The organism is Variovorax sp. OV700, from assembly GCF_900099805.1.
Taxonomy (GTDB): Bacteria; Pseudomonadota; Gammaproteobacteria; order Burkholderiales; family Burkholderiaceae_C; genus Variovorax.
The window spans coordinates 729,626-751,506 of record NZ_FNDR01000001.1 but is presented as its reverse complement, the minus strand read 5'-3'; the positions used below and the strand labels follow the sequence as shown (position 1 = coordinate 751,506).

Genomic DNA, 21,881 nt, shown 5'->3' with positions numbered 1-21,881 from the left:
CAGTCTTGTGGAGGGTGCCTAGGGCATCCGCGAGATAGTCTTTTTTTCGCTCGATTTCGCAGAAATCACCGATGAAAGGGAGACGAGGCCGACTAGGCCGGCCCCGGATTCTGGTGTTGCCACCGCCGGTAGGTCGCGTCAAAGGCAGCTGCTATCGCACGTGCCTCGGATTTCAGGCTTCCTTGAACTCGCTTGCCGCCCTGGCGCACTTCAGCGCAACAGCTGCGATCGCCAAGGCAGCTGCAAATAGCAAAAATCCCCAACTATTTGAACCCACCCTTACTGCTTGGGCCTGCCCCTGATAGCCCGCGAGGGTGTTCCGAGCTTGCGTCATTTGCTCAATCGAACGCACCACCAACTGGGTTGGAGCGATAAGGCGAGCATCAAAGTCAGGGGCTCGAGTGATCTCAGTGAACTTCTCTTGCACGAAGCGCCAATCTGTATCGGGGTTGTATTTGGCGAGCGAGCTGCGGAGGACATCGCAAAGGCGATGGATTGGTCCGCTGCCGCGCAGTCGTGATGTCATCTCGACTGGACGAATACACGTGGTTTGCCAAAGTGCGGACTGCGTCTCGCTCAGAGTTCGCTCACTGTCGCGCACTTGCGTTGCGTATTCAACTTGCAGAAAGTCACCGCGCTCCCTCCCCGCGTACGTTACCAATCCGATCAACCCCACACTGGCGCAGAGTTCGGCCAACAGTGCGACACCGCGCCAGTAACGCTGGGGGTTGCGAGTTGCAAAAGATCGTTCGCCTAGCCACCAGGTGATCGAACAAATCGAGATCGCCAGCGCTACGCCGATCCAAGCAGCGAATGATGGCTGTGCCAGAGATGAGAAGAAGTCAAAGAGCATAGGGAGAATGGTCCGTCGCGGACAGTTTGCTGGACAAAGCACCTCACGGATTGCCTGCCTAGGTCATCGTTTTCTAAGAATGTGGGCGATAGTTGCCGAGAACATGGTCCAGACCCGCAATAGGTCAGCGATGTCTCTTTTTCTTTGCACTGCGCGTGAAGTTACAACGAGGAAATCGACCACAGCTGCGGAACATTTAGCACCCTTGCGGGCCAGGAGACTGAATACCCACTGTCAACGATGACGTGGGGCTCGTCGATGCAAAGGTGCCATGCGGCCGAGCGTGTGATTGGAGCGAGATTGTGAAATGCGACTTGCGCCGACAGGCCGTTGTTGTCCGAATGGTCTATGCTTCGCATTCTCTTACTTGTCGAATGCAAATTATGACCAAAACTTTTCTTCAGGTTCAAAAGCAGATTGAACAGCTGCAAAAGGAAGCCGAGCAATTGCGCAGGAAAGAAGCGGACGGCGTGCTCAGCCGCATTAAAGAAGCGATTGCTGTGTATGGCTTCACCGCGGCTGATCTTGGCCTCGGCAAGGCATCTGGCAACGTCGCTCTCGCCAAGCGAGGCAATGGCAAAAAGGGTCGCAAGTCCACCAAGCCGGCCACCGCGGCTGGGGTGCCAAAGTTCAAGGACGAACAGGGCAATGTCTGGAGTGGTCGCGGTCCCCGCCCCACGTGGTTCAAGGCTGCGCTCGAGGCCGGTAAGTCCGCGGACGATTTGCGCGCGAAGTAGCAACTGCCGGCGGTGCTGTCGTGCGGGTCGCTGGTTGTCGCCACCTCAGTAATCTCCATGTCGGCAGTTGAACCAGACATGGTGGCTCATCGGTGATTGGAAAGTAGTCGTCGGTCGTTCGCCATTCAACTGGTTCGACTCCAGCCTGGCTCAACGAGAATCTGCTCAGAAGTGGACTAATCCTTGGTCCTTCGGGTCGATCCAGGGAAAAGTCCTGGTCCATGTGCGTTGCTTCCAGCGTTGCCTGGGGGCTCTCCGTCCCACAGTCAGCGTCCGCGGTCTCCTGATTCGGCCCGAAAGATCCCCGTTCGGCGATGCAGGGCTATCAGATGCAGAACGGCATGACGAGCAAGCTCCCTATGAGCCGCCGCCCGACGAACCTGCCCCGGTCGACAACCCATACACGCGAGTTGCAACGCGGAGGCACCGTGATGTTTGCCTACCGGAATGGCCGCGGCATCATCGGCGCGATCGTGCGCTTTCTACCAGCGCACGCCCACCCTCGGCACCGCTGATTGGTGAGGCTTGGCGGGTCCCCTGCGCCATGTGCTCGACGTCTGAGCATTGTCGAAATCTTCAACTAGTCGATGTTTATGTCTAGAGGGCCCTGAGGCCGCGCTTGCTGAGAACCAATCTGAGTAGTCGTTGTTTCGACGCTCCGTACTTTGCCTCGCATCCCGCGCACGCAATCACAGCTTCTGTCTCCTCTGCCGTGTCGAGACCAAATTTTTCAGAGAAGCAATTGACGGCAATCAAGTATGTGGGATGCCACTCATACATGTCGATTGGGGCTGTCCCGCAACTCGTGCAAACGCAAGTATTTTCATAGTCCTCCACGGCGTGAGGAACAAAGCCAAGATTCTTCAGGTCATTGCGGGCAGCCGTCACCCCGCACTTCATGCAGTACGAGTTCAGCACTTGGGCGTTCTCCACATCCAAGTGATTGCCGGTGTTGCCGGGTTTTGTGAGGCGTTCCTCGTTGCGATGCAGGTTCACGTGAATGTGGCCGATGGAGGCGCCACAGTTCGAGCAAGGGTCCGAAGGACGTATTTCCGAGTAGTGGGTCATCTTTGTTAATCGCAAGTTGTGTTGATCTGCGCGATCCCATGCTGGGACGTTATGCCGCCAGAGGCGACCAGTTGGACGCGAGCTTCTTTGATCTGCAATCTGTCGTAAGACAGGATCACGCAGAGGCGTCTCAGCGGAGTTTGCCAAGCGGGGCAGTGGCCAAATGGGTTCGCGGTATTCAAAGGGGGAGAGGCATGTCGACTCCTTGGGAGATGAGAAATTGATCAAACGTGAGGACAGCGGAACTCGCTGTCATGTCATGACCCTTTGCGATAAGAATCGCCTAGCCTCTTGCGAAGCCAATGGAGCAGAGCTCAAGTCATGCCGGCTTGGAGCGAGATGACGGTTTGAGCCCCCGCGAAGGCGCTTTCACCAACAGCATCTCTAGATGCGCGCCCGTGCCTCTCGGCAGACGTCCGCGCTTTAGGCCTCTGCCAAGGGAGTAGGAGGTCGAATTCAGCAGACCAACCCCACCCCGCTGCAATCGATTTAAGGTTTTGCGGGGCGCTAATACTCGAGGCCGCCGCAGGCCCTGGGCGCCGCTGGTGCGTCCCCCCGGGGTGCTCGTAGCAGGGTCGGCGCAGATATCAGAGTTTCGAACCCGTAGATGTCAGCTGTCCGTTTTGCGGCGCCGCGTGTTCGTCGAGAGAGGGCACACTAAGACGCTTGCGGTCGCCGCAACACAGTTTCGGGTCTCGTTGCTTGGCACTGTCCAGTCTTCAGGCAAATGTCATCAGGTGAGGATCTCTCCTTCTCTCGCGTTGCGAGAGGCCATGCTTCTGCCTTCCTCGCGGAAGTCCTCTTCTCTCCGTCCGAACTTGTCAGAGAGAGGTACGAAGTACCTCTCTGTAAATAAGAACATAAACCCAGGGCAGTGGCTCCCGCATCGGTGATGCCGGATGCCGGGCTACCTCCCGGCGCCTGACAAAGCATGGGCTGACGCAGTAAATTTTTTCTGCATGCCACATGGTTGATCTTTTTTGTGTTGTCGGGCAGCGGGAAGTCGCGCATTGTCGTTACCTGAGAGCCAGTGGCGCATCTTGTCTGCGAAGAATCGTAGGGATGCGATAGGGTGGCTAAGTGGACCGGCTTTAAAAACGGATCACGCAGTCCAGCACTAGACCTGAAATTGTCCGTGCAACACCACACGTCCGCCGCTTGCACCGTGAAGCCATCCAACGTGAACCTTGTGTCAGCCCCGAGTTACATTCGCAACGAGCCGAGCCGAGCCGAGCCGAGCCGAGCCGAGCCGAGCCGAGCCGAGCCGAGCCGAGCCGAGCCGAGCCGAGCCGAGCCGAGCCGAGCCGAGGTGAGGTGAGTTGCCGCCTGATCAGTTCTACGAGTCGACGGCATAGTGGCACAGTAGCTCTTAGGGCCTTAGACGGCGGCGGCCCATGTGGGGCGCTTCACTGTTCAACCCATCGGCAACTTACGGCGAAGTTGGCGGAAGACGAGATCGCCACTGGGTTCAGAGTCTCTGTGGTGCAACTATCTTATGCAGTACAGCATTACCTCAAGTAGAGGCGATGGCCCTGATACTTGAAGATTCAATAGCTGTAGATGTCTAGACGGCTTGGTCGGTGCGAACGACCAAGCCGTACCAGAGGTATGCCCCGATCTTTTCTCGGCAGAACCCAATGCTCTGCCGAATGACTTGCATCGACAGCGAGGCCAGTCTCTCTGGGAATTGGTGCTTTCCAATATGCAGCGATGGCTTCCGCGGGATCGCGACGGTAGCTAATCGCTGTGGAGCCCGCAATCGTTGTGCAACCAGGTGTCCTAGTCACCTTTCTTTTTCAAATGACCCTTAACAAGATCAAAAAGCGAAAGCTCCGCATACATGTCATCGGGCGCTGAGGAATGTATCCCTGGCTGCGCGTTGCTCTCGTTCGGGCCTGTATTCCGGCCATCAAACTTTTTCTCTCCCGCCATACTCGATGGCGGCACGGATTGACGATGCGCAGATTGCCAAGGTTGCCCAACTTGGGCAACCTTGGCAACTTCACGAGTGAAATATGCCGGCTCGGGTGCATGCGGGGTCGCGGGTATGTGGATTCCCATACTAGACGCGCCGCTGCGCTCGAACGGCTGTGCTGCTTGTTGGCTTGAATTGCCTAAGGGTCTTGCAAGATCGACCCAGAGAGGAGACGGGGGGTAACCGGAGAAATGGCTGTAGGACGAAGGACGTGGTGCAACGAATCCCGGGTTCGCTGCTACTGCGGCCTGTTGAGCCATGGCCAGATATCCCGTCGCTGAATTGCCGGGAAGAGACCAGATATCGGGTGCGCGCCTTCCCCCTAGTGACTGTGGCTGTCTAATCACGCCAATATCTGTTGCCGCTCTGCGAGCCGTGTCTTCGGGTATTTGCACGAGTGCACATTTTTGAATCACACTGGCGCTGGACATGGCCCCTCCACCGAGGAGGACGCGCAGAAATGCTGCAGCTCGTTCTCGTTGGTTTTGACGCCTTTCCCGGCCCTTCACAGAAGTGTCTTGTGCGAAGGATTGAAGTGTGCGTTGCCCGGTCCACCGAGCAACTGCCGCTGGCACATAGCGACCTTCCACGATCGCGTTTGTCGCAACGATCTCGAACCCAAAGCTCTCGTCCTTAGGGCCAATCGTGGATTTGATGCGAGTTATGCTTGGAAGCCCTTCCTCCTGGTCATTCGAGAACCGCGCATTGGAAATTGTGAATACAACCGCTGCGCTTCCGCAGATTGGAAGTCGGCCCACGACGCTATTTGGCGCTTTAACTATGCTTTCGGGGATGGTGGTAGTCGCAAGCACCGCGCAATCATTCCGATGGGCAAATTCAGCGAGCTGGGGCCCGGGATTCATGCCATTTCTTCGCGGCGATTGGGACCTGTCCAGACCTTCAAAAACGACGAGCGCAACCGGGGCTGCGATTTCGTTGATGGCTTCTTCAAGTTCCTTTAGATTTGACTCTAAGCTTACTTCGTCTAAAGAGAACATACGGACCTGCCGCAAATCTGTCTGAAGAGCCCGCAGTTGTAGTTCGAAGCTTGCAGTCTCGTAGTCACTGCTGGTGCATATGACGACCAACCCTCCATAGCACGACGCGCCGTCAGGCCACGGCCGATCATTAGGAGGTGATGTTGCCACAGTGGATGCGATCAAGCTGGCCGTTTTTGTTTTTCCAGAATCGGCCGGGCCCACAATCGCGTGGAGGCGACCTCTGCAGAGATTCCGTTCCCAGATAGGCTGGATGTCCTGTATGTACGGGTTTCCTACTTCACGCAAGCGGGATTTTTTCTTCCCCTCTTTGTTTCCGAAGATGTGGTTTGTCGAGCTGCTCTCGGGGTTCTGATCTTGCATTTTTCTGGCTATCGCGGTTTATCTGATATGTCGACCGAGTTTGCCTGGATTCCGGGCACTAAGACTCGAACTGCACAACTGCACAACTGCACAACTGCACAACTGCACAACTGCACAACTGCACAACTGCACAACTGCACAACTGCACAACTGCACAACTGCACAACTGCACAACTGCACAACTGCACAACTGCACTAGCTTCGGCGCGCATTCATTCGTCCGGTGAGCCAATCGTCGATCTCCGACTCCAGCCATCCGCTTGAACTTGAAGATAGTTTGATCTGTTTGGGAAAACTGGGGTCATGGCGAGGGGAGTTTGGGTCCAGTTTGTCGTAGATCGTAGAACGAGAGAGGCCTGTGCGCGTTTCGACCTGCTTGCGGCGCAAGATCACCAAGGGTGCCTTAGCTGAGTGCGTGTCCAGAGGCTCATTGTCCTCTGCCGATTTGATACCTGCAGGAATGTGCGCCGAGGTCCGACGATCCGCTGCTTTAGGCTTCACGAATGTTTCGGCGACGCGCCCTGTGGTTGGCGTCGCTTTGAGTTCGATTGTTTGTGCAAGGTTTGCATCGCCTGCGACAATTTTGTTCGGCTCGGCCATGCGCGGAATCGGTTCGGGTGCCGAATTTCTCTTCGAGTTGGTCGCGCGCTTTGGGCTATGTGGCACCGTTTGAACGGACTGATCTTCACTGACTTGCAGGTGCTGCTGCTCAAGGTAGCGTATGGCATCTTCTCGACGAACGAAGATGTTCTTTCCGATCCGAGTCTCGGTGATGTGGTTCTCGTCGAGAGCGATGATCTCGCCTGAGGCGATCTTCCGTTGGAGCGCGAGAAGGTGTTTTTCCTGGATCTGGAGAATCTTGAAGCCGTTGGCTGTGACTTCTTCGTCGGTCACGAGTTTAGGAACCCAGGGAAAGCTGTCAGGATGCTTTACATAGGTTTCCATGAACACGTCTCGATCTCCCTTCGACATGCCGGCGCGAGCTGGCAGGCCCGGTACAAGGCGCACAAGAGAGTCCCTTTCTTCTACCGTCATCTCGAATTGGGTGTCGAAAGCTGATCCGGGCAGCCTTACTAGTTTTTGTTGGAGCCAAGAATGATCCTCGATTTCTCGAAGGCTCGGACAAATGGCTTTGGCAATGAGTCGGGTGAAGTCCCAAAGATCGATGAAGTCCTCAGAGGGGAGCCGGATATTGCTTTTTTGCATGCGCGGACGTGACGGTAGTGAGCTTGAGAGTTGACGGTGCAACTATCGACGACATACGGAGGTCTTCATGGTTGGATCGTCTATCCCGAAAGTGTGGCTGCAACGGCTGTAACGGGCTGCAGTGATCGTTGTAGGGGGTTGAGGGACTGGGGGAGCGTGTGCCTTGACATTGGACGGGCACTCGCGGCTCGCGGCCTGCTCGCGATTCTTGCCGAAGGGCCCGGGCAGGGCCTGACTCGTCTTCGAGGCGGAATGCATCTCGACAACCAAACACTGCCGCTCTTCAGCGCTTTCCTGGATCACGCCGAGTCTCTGGGTGTATGCCGGTGCGTGGTGCGGGGTGTGGGGCAACAGCCTTGGCGGCTTGTTCGCTGCACGTACGGCGTGCACGATCAAAGAGGTGGAGCGCACAGCTCTATGATTTCTAGTTCGCTTTCGGCGAATATTTCATTGCTATAGATGGGCGGGTTGGCCCAGAACTGGGTGGCGACAATCTCTGGATGAATGGGAGAAGATTCGTAGGGCGTCTTCGCGCTGTAGCAAACCTTGTGGGCTGCGGCGTCTGGATTCACAAAACGCACCCGATAGATGGCACCTCTGCGCCCGGCGGCCTCCCGAAACGATAGAGCCTCTTTAAGCGATTCAAGAACGAAACTGGATTTGAAGCGGGAGGGCTTATTTACGAATTTTTCGGCCCGCACCCGTTCCCGAAGATGCTCGCCATGTGGATCCTCGGCGATTTCCTCGGCCGAAGCCGAAAATACTGTCCCTCCATAACGACCTGCTGCATGGATGCCCCCAGGCGCATGAATCATGTCGGAGACGTGAAAGTAATCGGCAGCCATGTCAACAGAACTGTGTATGGGCGGATCAGGTTTCATGGCGGGGAATCTTGCCAGTGGCGCCCTTACGAGGTTTGTAGCTGGCCCACCAGCTTTCACGTCTTTCGGCCAGCGATCAACGAGTTTCGGAGAGCGCACCGCGCTTGATGTAAGCATCGATTCCTTGTTGCTGCACGTCCAAGGCGCTCTTATTGAGGATCGATGCTTCGGGGATGCTGATTGGCGCAGCGCGAGCCGCACCCAGATTGGACTTGGTAATCGGCTCAGGCAACTGCCCACCCTGCTGGAGATTGATCACTGTATTGACGAAACTTTTCGACGCTGGCGTGTCGGCTACGGCCAGGGCACTGAGAGCAGTCTTGCTCAAGCTCGTACCGGCTCCTCTTCCCATGAGCGTCATGGATCGGTCAAGATTGGAGGTCTCTTTGAGAATGTCCACTGCTTGGCTGGACTTCGTGCGATTTGCGAGGACGCCAAGTGCGAGCGGCGCGGCCAGCTTTATGCTGGTGAGATTGCGCACAGCCCGGACTGTCTCCAGGTCCGCGGCAGGGCCCACAGCTGGCATTGGAAACTCAAGAGCTGACTTGATCAATTCGACGTCGGCCGCTGAACCGGCGATGCCAAGGACACCAAGGGCCTGAGACCAGAATCTATTCGGCGATCCCTTGAGTAGGCCTCGGACGGAGTCAAGGTCGCGCTCGGAGAGGTTCTTGATTGCGTCTACGGGCGCACCGTCGACCCACGGCGCCCCAATGATCTGGAAGGCCGGCAAAGTCAAGTTTGCCTGGGCGGCGGCCCTGGTCAGCTCGGCATCAAAGGATGCTGCAGTTTGAGCCTCTGCGGGGGGCGAAGCTTGGGCGATGACCGTATCTGCGCCCAAAAATTTCACGGGTGCCGCCATTGCGGTGCTTGCCTGGAAAAAGTGGGAAGACGAACGACTGATGGCGATATCCGCCAAGCTTGCGGGAACCGCTGGACTCGGCAGATCCTGAACTACCGAGGACAACTTCGTAGCCTGGAACGCTTTGCATTCCTCCGCAGTTTTGCCTACATGCCCGATACCAAGCATCCAGAACATGAACCGCCGTCCAATTGCAGGGTCGACAGACTTCGATAGCGAAGGACTCTCCCCCGAGTGCTTCAGCCCCATGTTGTGCCCCCGTTCATGAAGCCAGAGTTGGGCATTCAGGTCCGGGTACTGCCCAACGATCATTGGCTCCTTGCCGATGGGGCCACAGCCGGCCGCCAGGACTCCCGAACAATTGATGCCACTCACAACAAACACTTGAGCGGAAGGGGCAAATGTTCTGAGGTTTTCAAAGAGTTCCGCATGCGTTCCCGCATCCAGCAGATTCGAATCTTGGATCACGTTTCCCCTCCGCTCAAACCGAACCGCAATGCATGCCTCGTCCCAGGGATACGCCGAGGTGGCCATAGTCTTGTTCATCTCATCGATGATCTTGTCTACTTCAGCGTTGGCGACGCGAAGGTCAGGATTTGCTGCTACCACCAGCCGATGGGTTGCAGCACTGGAAATTGCAGGGGACAGGAGTATGCAAAGTCCAAAAAGAAAACAAGCCAAGAATCTCGAAGCGCGCATCATTACTCTCCCGAAGTGCTGCTACTTTCCAATTCCGACGCTGACGCGCCCAGTAGACGATGCGCCGCGAATGCGACTCAGCCGAAAATCCGGTGGCACTGGGCCTGGTTGTCCAGGCAGAACGGCGGGAGCAGGTGCTGCCACGAAGACGCGAATCCCCGCGATGGTCGATCTGAATCCCTCCTTGGTAGGGGCGCTGAATCCGTCAAGCAGCCGCGAAACGGCTTGCTGCTGTGACCAAGCCGCCTTTAGAACTGGCGCTGCCGGATTGGTACGGTCAAAAGGATCCGTACTCGCAGGCAGGCCAGCCAACCGCGGAGCAATGTTCTGTACCCTCTCTGCAGGGCTGCTTGCCTCTTTCAACAGCCACCACAACGCTCCCGACTGTTCGCTAGACACGATACCGGGGGGATTCAAAAGCGCACCTAGATCACTCTGGACTTGGTCGTCAGTCCGCTGCGTAACTAGCGCGACGCCTTGGGTCAAATCTGTCCTAGCGACCACGACCCCGCGTTGGATGGCCTCTCTCGCCAATGCAGCAATGTGCATCGGTGCGCAAATGTTCTGGTTGTCCAGCAAGGCATTCAGGGATGGCCCATAGGCCATGCTGCCCAACTGGCCCACGGCTTCTTCATGAACACTCAGTGCGTTCAAAACAAGAGTCCGAACACTGTCCACGTTCTCAGCCGCGAAGAGGAAATTCTTTGTGTATAGATCCAAGCCGGTGAACGCCGCGCCCGTAACGATCGCAGTGTTTGAGACTGCCATCTGACTTGCGTTGTGGAGGGCGAGCACCGCAGTGGCCAATGTTCCAACGGCGCCAACGGTGTCCCGCGCGACGATGATCCACCGCTGCGTCTTTCCCGCCGAGTCGAAGTAGTCGTTGCAGCTTGCCCTGATCAGGGGAAAACCTCGCGCCAACATTGCGGCTCCGCTGCTGGTGTTATCTGGATCGGCGAGAGCTGCCTGCTCGGCTGTATAGAACTTTCCCGCCAAGCCTGCAGATCCACTTGTCGCATTTACGGCGCCAGCGGACGTAACCACGGTCGGAGGACCTAGGGTGGTAGTGCAAGCTGTGAAGATCGAGCAGGCAGACACGAGCAAGCCAACCAGAACGGCTCGCGGTGGCCTCGCCAAATTCGTGCTCGCGCACGTCCCTCCCGCGCACGCGAACGACAATTTCATTGCTTCTCCAGTATTCTTGATTTCCTCAGCGTGCCTTACGAGCGCACTTGAATGCCAATTTTGCAATACTGCATACGGCAACGCCTGATTGGATGGACGACAACAACAGCCTGATGGTGATTGACATCACAAATAGAACCGAGAAGTGGTTCAACGTCAGTTCCCGAGGCGTCGAAGTACAGGCAGGACCACTGGTACAAGTAGGGCGGCTTGGAAAGGCCAGTCGACCCGCTTGCCCCTTGCTCCGAGCGGCTTTTTATTTGGATGTTTGCTAAGCCCACCCTGCGATGTCAGCGCCGTGAATTCATTGCGGCCCTTACGATGCAGCAGTTTTCGAGCCAGGGCTTTCGCGAGTCATACGGACATCCGCGCCCGACGCGCGTGCCCCGAGATCTCGCCCCGGTGGTCGACGTGCCTGACGCAGAGTGACGGGAAAGGTAAGCCTTGGTTTATGTCTCAGTTGCCGGCCGCGCAGGAATAATGCTTCTCCAGCGCATCCGATTCGGGTTTGCCGACCAGACGCTGGCGTTCGGCAAACAGCGTCACCAGAGCCGGAGACCAGTTGGTTCATCTGGATCAAGAATTGGTTGCTCTTCCCGTTCGTGGGCGAAGCGTTGCTGTAGATACACCCCGCTCGTCGAAGTGCGTGCGCCTGGGCTAGCGCGCAAAGAGCCGACAAATATGGGGTTTGTCCCAGGTCAACCAACTTGAGAAGCATCCTTTAATACTTATCCATGTGGAGTACTTTTATGAAGTTGCGGGCAGTGGCCAAACCGCGCGGCCGCACTCGAGGATCGCGCGAAAAATAGCAATGCAGTTGCGCGCGGCGAGGCCGCGAATTTGCGCAGGGCGTATGTGTATGTATTTGGCTTCCGATTCGTCGCGGTTAGGTGACTGGGATCGAAGTCTTCATAGATGGCGACATGAATGCGAACGGTGTAGTTCGGAGGTGGCTGGTACTCGACAGCACCTTCGGCCCGTTGTAGGCATACGCCGACGACTGCTTCACCGTGCGATGGCCGCTGGTTGGGTAAACGCATTTTCATGTTTCGGTCACTGGGAGAGCAATGGCCATGCGCATCTGGAAAAAATCCATGTCCGTCGAAGAAATCTCCGCCGGCAACAAGAACACGGCGGCCAGCCATCTCGGCATCGAGTTCCTCGAGATCGGAGACGATTTCATCCGGGGACGTGTGCCAGTAGACGCTCGAACTCGGCAGCCATTTGGCCTGCTGCATGGCGGCGTCTCCGTGATGCTGGCCGAAACGCTGGGCTCTGTCGCGGCACAGCTTTGCTGTGGCGAGGGCCTGCTTGCGGTGGGACTTGACATCAATGCCAACCACCTGCGCGGCGTGATGCACGGTTGGGTCACTGGCACTGCTCGGCCGATTCACATTGGACGCAAGACGCACGTCTGGCAGATCGATTTGACTAATGAACAGGGCCAGCCGATCTGCGTGTCGCGCATCACCGTCGCCATCGTGGAGGCGCAGTAGTCCTAGTGTGGCGCCTTGCCTTGCGATTCAAGGCTTTGGCGACCGAAACTATCGAAGCGATCAAGCGATGTGAACTTCAGATGTCAAAGAAGGGATTCCAGTCCTTTGAGGGTGTGCTTCGGACACGAGCCCGTTCGAATCGGCCAATGCGCGCTTTTGCCCCGCGAGCCCGACTGGCTCGCTCGAAGTTTCCACTCGTGCTTCTGGGCGGAGTGCTGCTTCCACTCGACAACCCTGAGCCTGTCTCGAACGACTTGCTCTCAGCGCATGAGGTTGGGCGTCACGGTCGTGCGCTCTCCTCGGCAAGGGACGCAGTGACCTAGGCGACAGGCGCGGCCGGCAGGCTTTGCCATCATCATGGATTTAACCGGCATCCCCGCCGAATACACGGAGACTTTCATGACCTCGCCTTTCTCCTCTGCTGCCCCGAGCCTGTGCGGCCCCCTGCGCCAGCCGCGCCAGATGCTGGCCGAGCAGAAGTACGACAACCACAAGTCCATCCACGACGACGCCATGGCCGAGACCCTGGGCTTGCGCGCCGGGCCGATCGAGGGGCCGACGCACTTCAGCCAGTTCGACCCGCTGCTGTTCCATGTGTTCGGTACGGTCTGGTTCGAATCCGGCTGCATCAGTGCCCACTACCAGAATATGGTGGTGGACGGCGAATCGGTGCGCGCCTTTGTCGACCTGCCCGCACCCGGCGCTACCTTCGTGCGCGTGCATGCCGAGAAGGCCGACGGTACGCCTGTGCTAATCGGCACCGCGTCGGTGGGTGATGCTTCGCAGCACCCGCACGAACTGCCCCAGCGCATCGCGAAACTGCGCGCGCCCAAGGCCCTGGTCATCAACCGCGACCTCCGCGTGGGCCAGCGTGGCGCCGCCGTCGAGAAGATCCGAATGGACTTCGACCAGCACATGGGCGACCACTATCCATTCACACTCGCTGACAAGCTCCAGGTCATTACTGAGCCCTGCGATTGGTACACGCCCGAGGGCAGCAAGCGCTCGCCCTGGGGTCGGCCGATCATCCCGACCGAGATGATCAGCGTGCTGCTCGGCGCCACCCTCGGCGAGGCGCAGCTTGGTGGCCGCAAGCCAGCGGTGGGCCTGTTCGCCGGGCAAGAGATCCGCCTGATCAAGGGGCCGCTCTTTGTTGGCCAGGACTACGAGCTGGAACGCGAGATCATCGCTCTGAGCGAAAGCGCGCGCACAGAGTCCGTATGGGTGCGCACCAAGGTCTATGAGATGTCGTCGCGCACCCTGGTGGCCGAGATGATTCTCAATGGCGCGACGATGAAGGCGTCATATCCGAACTATGAAGCCGAGGCTGAGGAGCTCGGCCTGGCCTGAACGCACTATAAGAAGGACGGCCCCTCCCACGCGTCCTCCACCCCATCGCAAAGCCGCGCCATTCCGTATGCATACCCGCACATCGAGACAAAAAAAAGGACTCTTGAGGTCCTCTCTTTAACTATTTCTCCTTGACCGTGCATCCCATGGTCGGATCGGACCAGCGGTAATAACATTGAATCGGGAAGATCTCCTGGTGCCTGTCCCCCGCCTTGATCGAAGCATTGTCTTTCGAGATATCGCGAAGTGAAGCTTCCATCTTCTTTGGGTCATGGAGAAACGAGGGTATCAGTGTGCTGGCGGCAACGGGGTGGTCATACAGAAGCCACTCAATCGTCGACGGTGTGATGGTCGACTTGTTCGTGACGGAAGACTGGATCTTCAACTTGAATGTGTGAGCCCGGCCGTAGTGTTCGCTGATCTCCTTCTCGACGCTGTCCCGGGTGGTCTTCACCGCGTCGGCGTACTTCTTTTCCCAGGAGGCGGCGTTATCAAGTTCCTGTTGGGCTTATCTGGGTTTTCAGTTCCTCGTACCGCCGCTGTATTTGCGCCAGCTGCTGCTGAGCCATTCGTTTCCACTCTGGGTTATTGATAGGGCTTTTCATCACCGCATCGACCTCCGCCTGATAGCCCTGCAAGGCCTCGGCCGCCGCCTCAATATTTGCTTCTGCTCTAGGCTCACGCCGTCGCCCGAGGCCTTGGCGGCGGTCAGCTTTTCTGAAGCGCGGTGATCATTTCCGGGCAACGCAGTTGCCTTTACCCGGGTGACGATCTCCAGGTCGGCCAAGCTCTTCTTCCTGGCTTCCTGCGTGATGTCGTCGAAGGCTTCTGCCGTGCAGATATAGATCACCACGGGGCCGCCGTTCTCATCGGCGTGGCGCTCCCATGCTGTGTCCTTGCAGCTCTTAGCGTCATCAGGCATTTTGTTGCAGTCGCTGCCCTCAGCGTCCGCGCCAGAACCGCCATCCACGAAGGCGCGCGGTCCTTGTCTCGAGTGGCCGCATATAGAAGGTGTCGTAGTTGGTGAATGGCGCACCGGCACGCCTGCGCAGTTCAGTCTCAAGCTCATGCGCTATCCCGCGGGCGTGAAGGTCGCCCTCGAGCGGCTTCCTGCGCCAGGCGATTGCAGTTGCACTCAGTGTCTCGTCGGGCAACTCTTGCTTTGTGGTCATGAGTAGATACTGCTGGCCGTGTTGACCTGGACTATGCCGACTGCAACCTCGATATCTCGAGTAAGCCGTCGCGCAGCGTGGTGCTTCGTCGGTGAAGGAGCTCTGGCGTGCATAGCCTCTCGGCTTCGAGCGACTAGCCAAATAAAAGCGACAGCGGTCGGCATCGAGGCGGTTTCCCTGAGCGGCTTTTTTCTCCCTGGCCTCTACCAGCGCCGAACCGCTGTCGAAAAGCAGTGTGCGCTGCACAGGTGAATTCAGGGTGAACTCCATGTGAGCGTTCTGTGAAACGATATTGATGGTCGTGTGTGGTGCAACTTGGGTCCCAATGCGACCGCTTTCGCTGATCGCAACCGCCTTACGTATGGCCGCTTGCGTCAGTCCAGCTGCAGCTGGGTCCGCCGGGCCACTGCGCCCCATTTGACGAAGTCGTCCTGGCTGCGCCGCTGCGCCTCCCCGGTGCTGTAGGCCTCGACGCGCAGGTCCATCTCTGCGAGCCGCGTCTTCACGCCAGTGGCCTGCAGCGCCAAGCGCACGTCACGCTGGATCTTCTCGATGGTCGCGGCTGGCAGACTCGATGGTGCCATCAGCGTCTCGAAGAAAGTGGCATCGAAGCCCGGTTGACCGCTCTCGGCGACCGTCGGCACCTCGGGCAGCAGGCCCGACCGTTCCTTTCCGGAAACCGCGATCGCGCGCAACCGGCCAGTTTGCACATGCGGCGGCACGACCGAAGAGACGATGAAGCCACAATCGACATGGCCAGCTATGCGCAGCACAAAACCGGAGGCCGGAAAACTGCTGAGCGACGCGATCTCCAAGGTCACCGGGCTCCTTGCTGGTCCAAGCGGAGCCGATCAGACATGAAGTCCAGAAAAGCGCGGATTTTGCTCGGCATTCCCTTGCGGCCGAGCACCAAAGCGGTGGCATGCATCGAAGGGCTCTCCCAGTCCTTCAGTATTCGTTGCAGCCGCCCCGATCGCAGGTCGTTCGCACACATCACGTTCGGCAGCATGCTCAGCCCTACGTGGCCGATCGCCATCTCCCGCGCGATCGAGATATTGTTGACAACCACCTTGCCCTCAATGTTTGCAAACCGGTGCGTGGCCTCGTTGCGCAGGGTCCAGATGCCGTCCGCGCGCTGCTGTGTCGTGATGATGCAGTCGTGCCTGTGCAGTTCGTCCACCGATAGCGGCACGCCGCGGCGTTTGAGGTACTCGGGGCTCGCGTACACCCCACGCGTGATCGTGGCCAGTCGGCGATAGGTCAGCTCGGTGTCCTTGAGTGGCCCCAGTTGGATCGTCAGGTCGTAGGGGTCTTCCCGGGGATTCACGGCCCGGCTGTTCACGTCGACCTCCAGCTCAAGCTCGGGGTATGCCAGCACGAACTCGGCAATTGCCTTGCCGATCCATGAAACGCCGAAGTCAATCGGTATGCTGACCCTTAGCGCGCCGCGCATAGACGTCTGCAGTTGCAGCGTGTCGAGGCCGGCCTGCGCCACCTCGTCGACCACACGTCGGCAATGCTCGTAGAAGCGCGCGCCGATTTCCGTCGTCGTCAGGCGGCGCTGCCCCTTCTTCAGCAGGATCGTGCCCACGTTCTGCTCGAGCTGCGTGAGCTTGCGGCTGATGGTGGACTTGGGCATTCCGAGTTCAAGCGCCGCGCGCGTGATGCTCTGTGCGTTGACCACGTCGTAGAACAGTTGGAGCGAGTTCAGATCGAGTTTGTCGGCCATGGCGTGTTGTCTGTCGGCATCGAGGCAGGCGCGAGGTTAGTCGACAACGCCGCCGCTGCGCGGCTTCAGCGTTCCATGTCTGGAACGCCCGGTCCACATCCGATGCTATTCGGAACGCTGGCCGCTTCCTAATATCGCCGCAAAGAGAGATTCCGAGCGCAGGCCGCATGGCCGGCGACGCGCCATCCAACTCAAGAACGGAGACAACCAGTGAACAACTATCCAATTTCGCGCCGGGCGTTGCTGAAGGCCGCGTCGGCCTGGGCACCAGCCTCGGTGCTGGGCGTCGGCCTCGCATCCGCGGGCGGCGCCAGCGCCCAGGCGGGCCTCAAATGGGCCAACCTGTCTCCCGGCTTCACCACGCTGCTGACCGACTACATCGTCGCCAAGGGCCTGGACAAGGCGAACGACCTGCAGCTGGGAAAACCCACCGCGTACACGGCCGTCACCACCTACTACAACGACTTCGTTGCCGGCAACTACGACGTCTGCATTGGCAGTTGGGACACCTTCGCCTCGCGGTACATCGCGGGTGTGCCGATGCAGTACGTGTGCTCCGTGACCACGGGCAACATGATCAACATCGTCACGCAGGCCAAGGGTCCGGCGACGATCCAGGACATCAAAGGGAAAACCCTTGCGGCACCGCAATCGACCGGCACCTACCGGATGATGCGCGCCGTGGTCAAGGAGCTCGCGGGCATCGACCTGGAGACCTACGCGGTGGTGCAGAACGTGGACAACCCGGCCGCCTCGGTCACGCTGGTCATGGCCAACCGCGCCGACGCCGGCCTGACCTGGGAGCCCAACGTGTCGGTGGGGCTCAAGCGGGTGCCCGACATGCGCGTGCTCTACAACGCCGGCGAGGAATACCGCCGCCGGGTCAACCTCGACCTGCCTTACTTCGGCGTGGCCGTGCGCAAGGATGCCGTCGCGCGAGACCCACGGCTCGTAGCGCGACTGAACAAGGCCTTTTCCGAGTGCATCGATGGCATCAACACCAGGACTCAGGAAGCCGTGACCATCGCAGGCGCCAACTCGGGCATTCCCGCGGACGTGCTGAAGACGGCCATCGCCTCGAAGCGGCTCGAGTTCAAGCACGTGTCGATGCAGAACGAGGAAGGGCGCCGCAGCATCCTCTCGGCCAACGAGTTCCTGGTGCGCAACGGCGCCCTGACCAAGCTGGTCGATAACGGCTTCTTCGCGGCATGAACGGCATGAAGCAGGCAGAACTTCCCGCCGCCACCACGGCGCCCGAGATCGCGCCGCGCGCACCGGTGGCCACGGCGGCGATGGCAAAGGCGCCCAAGGTGCCGAACGGGCGTGACCGCAGCGAAATCAAGGCGCTGGCCGTCGTCGTGGTGCTCATCTGCGCCGCGATGGAGGTCGCGAGCTGGTACGTGCCCGACTATGTGATGCCCTCGCCGCAGGCGATCGCCAAGGCGCTAGGCGACCTGCTCACCACTGACTTGCTGCACGTCGCCATCACGCTGGGCCGGCTGTGCGTGGCAATCCTTTTTTCGGCGATTGCAGGGGTCGCAATCGGGCTGCTGATGGGCACGTCCAAACGGGTGGGGCCCTACCTGAAGGCGCTGGTGGTGGTCGATACCGGCATCCCCGCGCTGTCGTGGATGCTGCTGGCCGTGTTCTGGTTCAAGGACCCCGAGGCACGGATCTTCTTCATCCTCACAGTGATCCTGCTGCCCTTCTATGCGCTGAACGTCTACGAGGGCGTGCGGGCACTGTCCACCGAGTGGGTCGACATGCTGGAGAGCTTTCGTCCGACGCGCTGGCAAATGCTGCGTTACCTGGTCGCACCGCACATCGTTCCCTACATCTTCCTGACCACCAAGTCGGTGATCGGCTACGCGATTCGCATGGTGATCTTCGCGGAGCTGGTGGCCTCGGCCTTCGGCATCGGCTCTCGCATGAGCTTTGCGCAGTCGACCTTCCGCATCGATCAGGTGCTGGCTTGGACTGTCCTGCTGGTGGCGCTCAACCTCGTGATCCAGTGGCTGGCCAGCGTCGCCGAAACGCAGCTGCTGGGCTGGCGCAAGGAAGTGAAGGTGCGCTGATGACAACGACCATGAACACAGCCGTTTCCATCATCGAGCTGCGCGACGTCAGCAAGCGCTTCGGCAGTCACACCGCCATCGACCATCTCTCGATGGTGGTGCGCGAGGCCGAAACGGTGGCCTTGCTGGGGCAGACCGGGGCTGGCAAGAGCACCGTGATGTCGCTGCTGATGGGTACGTCATCGGCCGACGAGGGCTCGGTGCAGGTGGCGGGCGTCGACCCGGCGGTCGATTTCACCGCGTTGCGCGGCAAGCTCTCCGTGAGCTTCCAGACCGACCGTCTGCTGCCCTGGCGGACTGCGCGTGAGAACGTCGAACTGGGCCTGCTGCTGCTCAAACGCCCCAAGGCCGAAGCGCGCCAGCGTGCACAGGAATGGCTGGAGCGCGTGAAGCTGGGCGATGCGGCGCATAAATACCCATCGGAGCTGTCGGGGGGCATGCGCCAGCGGGTGTCGCTCGCGCGCGCCCTGGCCGTCGACCCGGCGCTGGTGCTGCTGGACGAATCGTTCAGCCAGCTTGACCACGTGACCTCGCAGACGCTGCGGCGCGACTTCGCGGAGATCGTCCGCGAGCAGCGCAAGACCTGTGTCTTTGTCACCCACCGCATCGAGGACGCGCTCGAGATTGCAGACCGCATCCTCGTGCTCGCGGCTCCGGCGCGCGTGTGCCTCGAACTCGCGATCAGCGCCGAACAGCGCCAGGACGCGCAATGCATGGCGCACATGCACCGCCAGGTGGAGCGCGCCATCGGCGGCGAAGTGCCGCTGGCTTCCCCTACATCCCCAACACACCACTAGTAAGAAAGCGGATCTTCAAGATGAGCTACCAAGACATCATCGTCGAGCAGGTAGAAGGCTGGCTGGAAATCACTATCCACCGTCCAGAGAAAATGAACTCGTTGCGCGAGACCACGGCCGAGGAAATCCTCGACGCGCTGGGCGAGGCGGAGTCGAACCGCGAGATCGCCGCAGTGATCCTGCGCGGCAGCGACAAGGCTTTTTGCACTGGCATCGACACCAGCGAATTCACCATCGGCGACAACGAGTACTTCGACTTCTATCGCAAGCGCCGGCGCTCGCGCAAGGTCAACGAGCTGTTCCGTTCGCTGCCCGGTTACAGCAAGCCCATCATCAGCGCCATCGAGGGCTTCGCGCTCGGCGGCGGGCTCGAGCTGGCCCTGGTCGGCGACATGATCGTCGCGGGCGCCAACGCCAAGTTCGGCCTGCCCGAGATCCGCCTGGGCCTGATGCCCGGCGGCGGCGGCACGCAGACGCTGCCGCGCCTGATCGGCCCCGCACTGGCCAAGGAACTCATGTGGACCGGCCGGCGCGTCACCGCGGCCGAGGCGCGCGAGTACCGGCTGGTCAACCACGTCACCGAGGCCGGCCAGGCGATCGAGAAGGCGCGCGAGCTGGCCCGCACCATCGCCAGCAACGCACCGCTGTCGGTGATGTTCACCAAGTCCGTGATCGACCGCGGCATGGACCTGCCGCTGGCCGAGGGCATGGCCGCCGAGGGCGACGTGTCCTTCATGTTGTATTTCACCAAGGACCGCCAGGAAGGCCTCAGCGCCTTCCGCGAAAAGCGCAGCCCTGGTTTCCGAGGAGAGTAAGAGATGAAGAAGAGAGACATCGTGATCGGCGGCTACGCCGAGACCGCCATCGATTTCAAGACAGGCCGCAGTGCCTACGACTTGGCGGGCGAAGCGCTCGACCAGCTGCTGGAGCGCACCGGCCTCGACAAGAGCGAGATCGACGGACTGTCGGTGACCACTGCGCTGTCGGAGGCGCAGAACCCCTTCTTCGCGGTCTACATGACCGAGGCGCTGGGCATCACGCCGACCTGGCTCAACTACGGCGGCATCGGCGGCTGCTCAGCCACCGGCGGCGTGGCGCGCGCCATGTCGGCCATCCGCGACGGCATGTGCAAGCTGGCGGTCGTGATGTCGTCCGACGCGCCCAGCTCCGACTGGCGTTCCAACTACGGTGCCTACCGCAGCGAGTTCCAGGACCCGCCCGGCGTGCAGGGCCCGCCCGCGACCTTCGGCCTGCTGATGAGCCGCTACATCCACCAGTATGGGCTCGACCCCGAGGCGCTGGGCAAGATCGCGATCACCCAACGCGCGCATGCGCTGCACAACCCCAACGGCTACAAGAAGTTCCAGAAGGAACTCACGATGGAGGAGTACCTGAAGTCGCGCGTCATCTCCGACCCGCTGCGTGTGCTCGACAGCGTGATGTTCTGCGACGGCGCCAACGCCTTCATCGTGACCACCGAAGAGAACGCCAAGCGCCTGGGCCTGAAGAAGATGGTCTATCCCGTAGCGTACGGCGAGGTCACCAACTTCAACGGTGCCGATCCGTTGGCCGACATCACACTGTCGGGCTTCACCAAGATCGGCCCCGAGGTGCTGCGCAAGGCCGAACTTGCTCCGAAGGACGTGCGAATGTTCCAGCCTTACGACGATTTCACCATCGCGGTGATGATGCAGTTCGAGGCCTTCGGCTTCTGCGAGCGCGGCGAAGGTTCGGCCTACACGCTGCGGACCGACCTGTCCTTCAGCGGCGATCTGCCGTTGAACACCGGCGGCGGGCAGATCTCTGCTGGCCAGCCCGGGCTGGCCAGCGGCGGCCTGAACCTGGCCGAAGCCGTGCGCCAGATGTTCGGCGAAGGCGGCAGCCGCCAAGTGGCGGATCCGCGCAACGCGCTGGTCACTGGCATCGGCGTGATCCCTTACGGCCGCAACTGGGGCACCAGTTCGGCCTTGGTCCTGGAGGCATGAAAAACATGAGCGATACCACCCCCACCACCGCCCCGGCCGCGCCGGTCCGACCCGTGCCGAAGCAGGGCGTCTACGTCGACAGCAAGCCCTTCTGGGACGGCATCGCGCTAGGCAAGCTGGTGCTGCAGTACTGTACCGTCGCCAAGCGCTTCCAGCACTACCCGAAGCCGGTCAGCGGCTTCACCGGGCGCCGCACGCTCGAGTGGCGCGAAGTCGCCGGCACCGGCACCATCTACGCCTGCACCGTGGTGCGAATCCCCGGTCCGGGCGTCGAAGGCCGCATCCCGCTGTGCGTGGCAACGGTCGAGCTCGACGAGGGCGTGCGCATCATCGCCAACCTGCTGAACTGCGCGCCGGCGGATCTGGCGATCGGCAAGCGCGTGAAGCTGGCGGTGGACCACCTGACGCCCGAGCAGCCATACCCCGCCTTCGAACTCGCCTAGGAGCACC

Annotated in this window: 21 protein-coding genes; 9 read left to right on the top strand and 12 right to left on the bottom strand. The window is 59.8% G+C overall.

The features are described 5' to 3' along the window. Positions 1–172: 172 nt before the first annotated feature. Positions 173–853, bottom strand: coding sequence for a hypothetical protein (locus tag BLR24_RS03490; RefSeq protein WP_093012585.1), 681 nt, complete (start codon positions 851–853; stop codon positions 173–175). A 374-nt stretch (positions 854–1,227) separates the two neighbouring features. On the opposite strand from BLR24_RS03490, the gene BLR24_RS03485 reads away from it, so the two are divergent. After that, positions 1,228–1,590: an H-NS histone family protein gene (locus BLR24_RS03485; protein ID WP_368086183.1), complete on the top strand. Its 363-nt coding sequence runs from the start codon at positions 1,228–1,230 to the stop codon at positions 1,588–1,590. Positions 1,591–2,187: 597 nt separating this feature from the next. Here BLR24_RS03485 and BLR24_RS03475 read toward each other — a convergent pair. From BLR24_RS03475 to BLR24_RS03450, 6 genes are all read right to left on the bottom strand, one after another. After that, positions 2,188–2,586 carry a hypothetical protein gene (locus BLR24_RS03475; protein WP_093012575.1) on the bottom strand — a complete coding sequence of 133 codons (399 nt, stop codon included), beginning with the start codon at positions 2,584–2,586 and terminating at the stop codon, positions 2,188–2,190. 1,851 nt (positions 2,587–4,437) lie between these two features. After that, positions 4,438–5,994, bottom strand: coding sequence for an AAA family ATPase (locus tag BLR24_RS30260; protein WP_139188699.1), 1,557 nt, complete (start codon positions 5,992–5,994; stop codon positions 4,438–4,440). A gap of 195 nt (positions 5,995–6,189) precedes the next feature. Then, positions 6,190–7,200, bottom strand: a complete 1,011-nt coding sequence (locus tag BLR24_RS30955; protein WP_254787144.1) for a helix-turn-helix transcriptional regulator — start codon at positions 7,198–7,200, stop codon at positions 6,190–6,192. 392 nt (positions 7,201–7,592) lie between these two features. Next, a complete protein-coding gene (locus BLR24_RS30255) occupies positions 7,593–8,081 on the bottom strand; it encodes a hypothetical protein (protein WP_217636279.1) in 489 nt (162 codons plus the stop codon). Between the two features lie 76 nt (positions 8,082–8,157). Further along, positions 8,158–9,645: a hypothetical protein gene (locus tag BLR24_RS03455; RefSeq protein ID WP_175543159.1), complete on the bottom strand. Its 1,488-nt coding sequence runs from the start codon at positions 9,643–9,645 to the stop codon at positions 8,158–8,160. Between the two features lie 18 nt (positions 9,646–9,663). After that, positions 9,664–10,638, bottom strand: a complete 975-nt coding sequence (locus BLR24_RS03450; RefSeq protein ID WP_139188696.1) for a hypothetical protein — start codon at positions 10,636–10,638, stop codon at positions 9,664–9,666. Positions 10,639–11,900: 1,262 nt separating this feature from the next. On the opposite strand from BLR24_RS03450, the gene BLR24_RS03445 reads away from it, so the two are divergent. Both BLR24_RS03445 and BLR24_RS03440 read left to right on the top strand, forming a co-directional pair. Continuing rightward, positions 11,901–12,323 (top strand): hotdog fold thioesterase, encoded by a 423-nt coding sequence (locus BLR24_RS03445; protein WP_093012842.1) that lies wholly within the window; start codon positions 11,901–11,903, stop codon positions 12,321–12,323. Between the two features lie 399 nt (positions 12,324–12,722). Continuing rightward, positions 12,723–13,673, top strand: a complete 951-nt coding sequence (locus BLR24_RS03440; protein WP_093012558.1) for a hypothetical protein — start codon at positions 12,723–12,725, stop codon at positions 13,671–13,673. Between the two features lie 121 nt (positions 13,674–13,794). On the opposite strand, the gene BLR24_RS03435 is transcribed toward BLR24_RS03440, so the two are convergent. The 5 genes from BLR24_RS03435 to BLR24_RS03420 form a co-directional block, all read right to left on the bottom strand. Next, positions 13,795–14,127 carry a hypothetical protein gene (locus BLR24_RS03435; protein ID WP_093012555.1) on the bottom strand — a complete coding sequence of 111 codons (333 nt, stop codon included), beginning with the start codon at positions 14,125–14,127 and terminating at the stop codon, positions 13,795–13,797. Between the two features lie 150 nt (positions 14,128–14,277). After that, positions 14,278–14,595: a hypothetical protein gene (locus tag BLR24_RS03430; protein ID WP_217636278.1), complete on the bottom strand. Its 318-nt coding sequence runs from the start codon at positions 14,593–14,595 to the stop codon at positions 14,278–14,280. Between the two features lie 19 nt (positions 14,596–14,614). After that, positions 14,615–15,115: a hypothetical protein gene (locus BLR24_RS30860; protein WP_217636277.1), complete on the bottom strand. Its 501-nt coding sequence runs from the start codon at positions 15,113–15,115 to the stop codon at positions 14,615–14,617. Positions 15,116–15,219: 104 nt separating this feature from the next. Beyond that, positions 15,220–15,660 (bottom strand): tripartite tricarboxylate transporter substrate-binding protein, encoded by a 441-nt coding sequence (locus BLR24_RS03425; protein ID WP_175543158.1) that lies wholly within the window; start codon positions 15,658–15,660, stop codon positions 15,220–15,222. Between the two features lie 2 nt (positions 15,661–15,662). Beyond that, on the bottom strand, positions 15,663–16,574 hold the full coding sequence (locus BLR24_RS03420; RefSeq protein WP_093012546.1) for a LysR family transcriptional regulator: 912 nt from the start codon (positions 16,572–16,574) through the stop codon (positions 15,663–15,665). Between the two features lie 210 nt (positions 16,575–16,784). On the opposite strand from BLR24_RS03420, the gene BLR24_RS03415 reads away from it, so the two are divergent. Genes BLR24_RS03415 through BLR24_RS03390 form a run of 6 tightly spaced genes read left to right on the top strand, consistent with a single transcriptional unit; the run spans position 16,785 to position 21,874 of the window. After that, positions 16,785–17,786: an ABC transporter substrate-binding protein gene (locus BLR24_RS03415; protein WP_217636276.1), complete on the top strand. Its 1,002-nt coding sequence runs from the start codon at positions 16,785–16,787 to the stop codon at positions 17,784–17,786. A gap of 5 nt (positions 17,787–17,791) precedes the next feature. Continuing rightward, positions 17,792–18,649 (top strand): ABC transporter permease, encoded by an 858-nt coding sequence (locus BLR24_RS03410; RefSeq protein ID WP_217636275.1) that lies wholly within the window; start codon positions 17,792–17,794, stop codon positions 18,647–18,649. Between the two features lie 11 nt (positions 18,650–18,660). After that, entirely contained in the window at positions 18,661–19,446 is a 786-nt protein-coding gene (locus BLR24_RS03405; protein ID WP_093012833.1) for an ABC transporter ATP-binding protein, read from the top strand. Between the two features lie 20 nt (positions 19,447–19,466). Continuing rightward, positions 19,467–20,261: an enoyl-CoA hydratase/isomerase family protein gene (locus BLR24_RS03400; protein WP_093012543.1), complete on the top strand. Its 795-nt coding sequence runs from the start codon at positions 19,467–19,469 to the stop codon at positions 20,259–20,261. Between the two features lie 3 nt (positions 20,262–20,264). After that, positions 20,265–21,431 carry a thiolase family protein gene (locus BLR24_RS03395; protein WP_093012540.1) on the top strand — a complete coding sequence of 389 codons (1,167 nt, stop codon included), beginning with the start codon at positions 20,265–20,267 and terminating at the stop codon, positions 21,429–21,431. 5 nt (positions 21,432–21,436) lie between these two features. Further along, positions 21,437–21,874: a Zn-ribbon domain-containing OB-fold protein gene (locus BLR24_RS03390; protein WP_093012830.1), complete on the top strand. Its 438-nt coding sequence runs from the start codon at positions 21,437–21,439 to the stop codon at positions 21,872–21,874. Positions 21,875–21,881 lie beyond the last annotated feature (7 nt).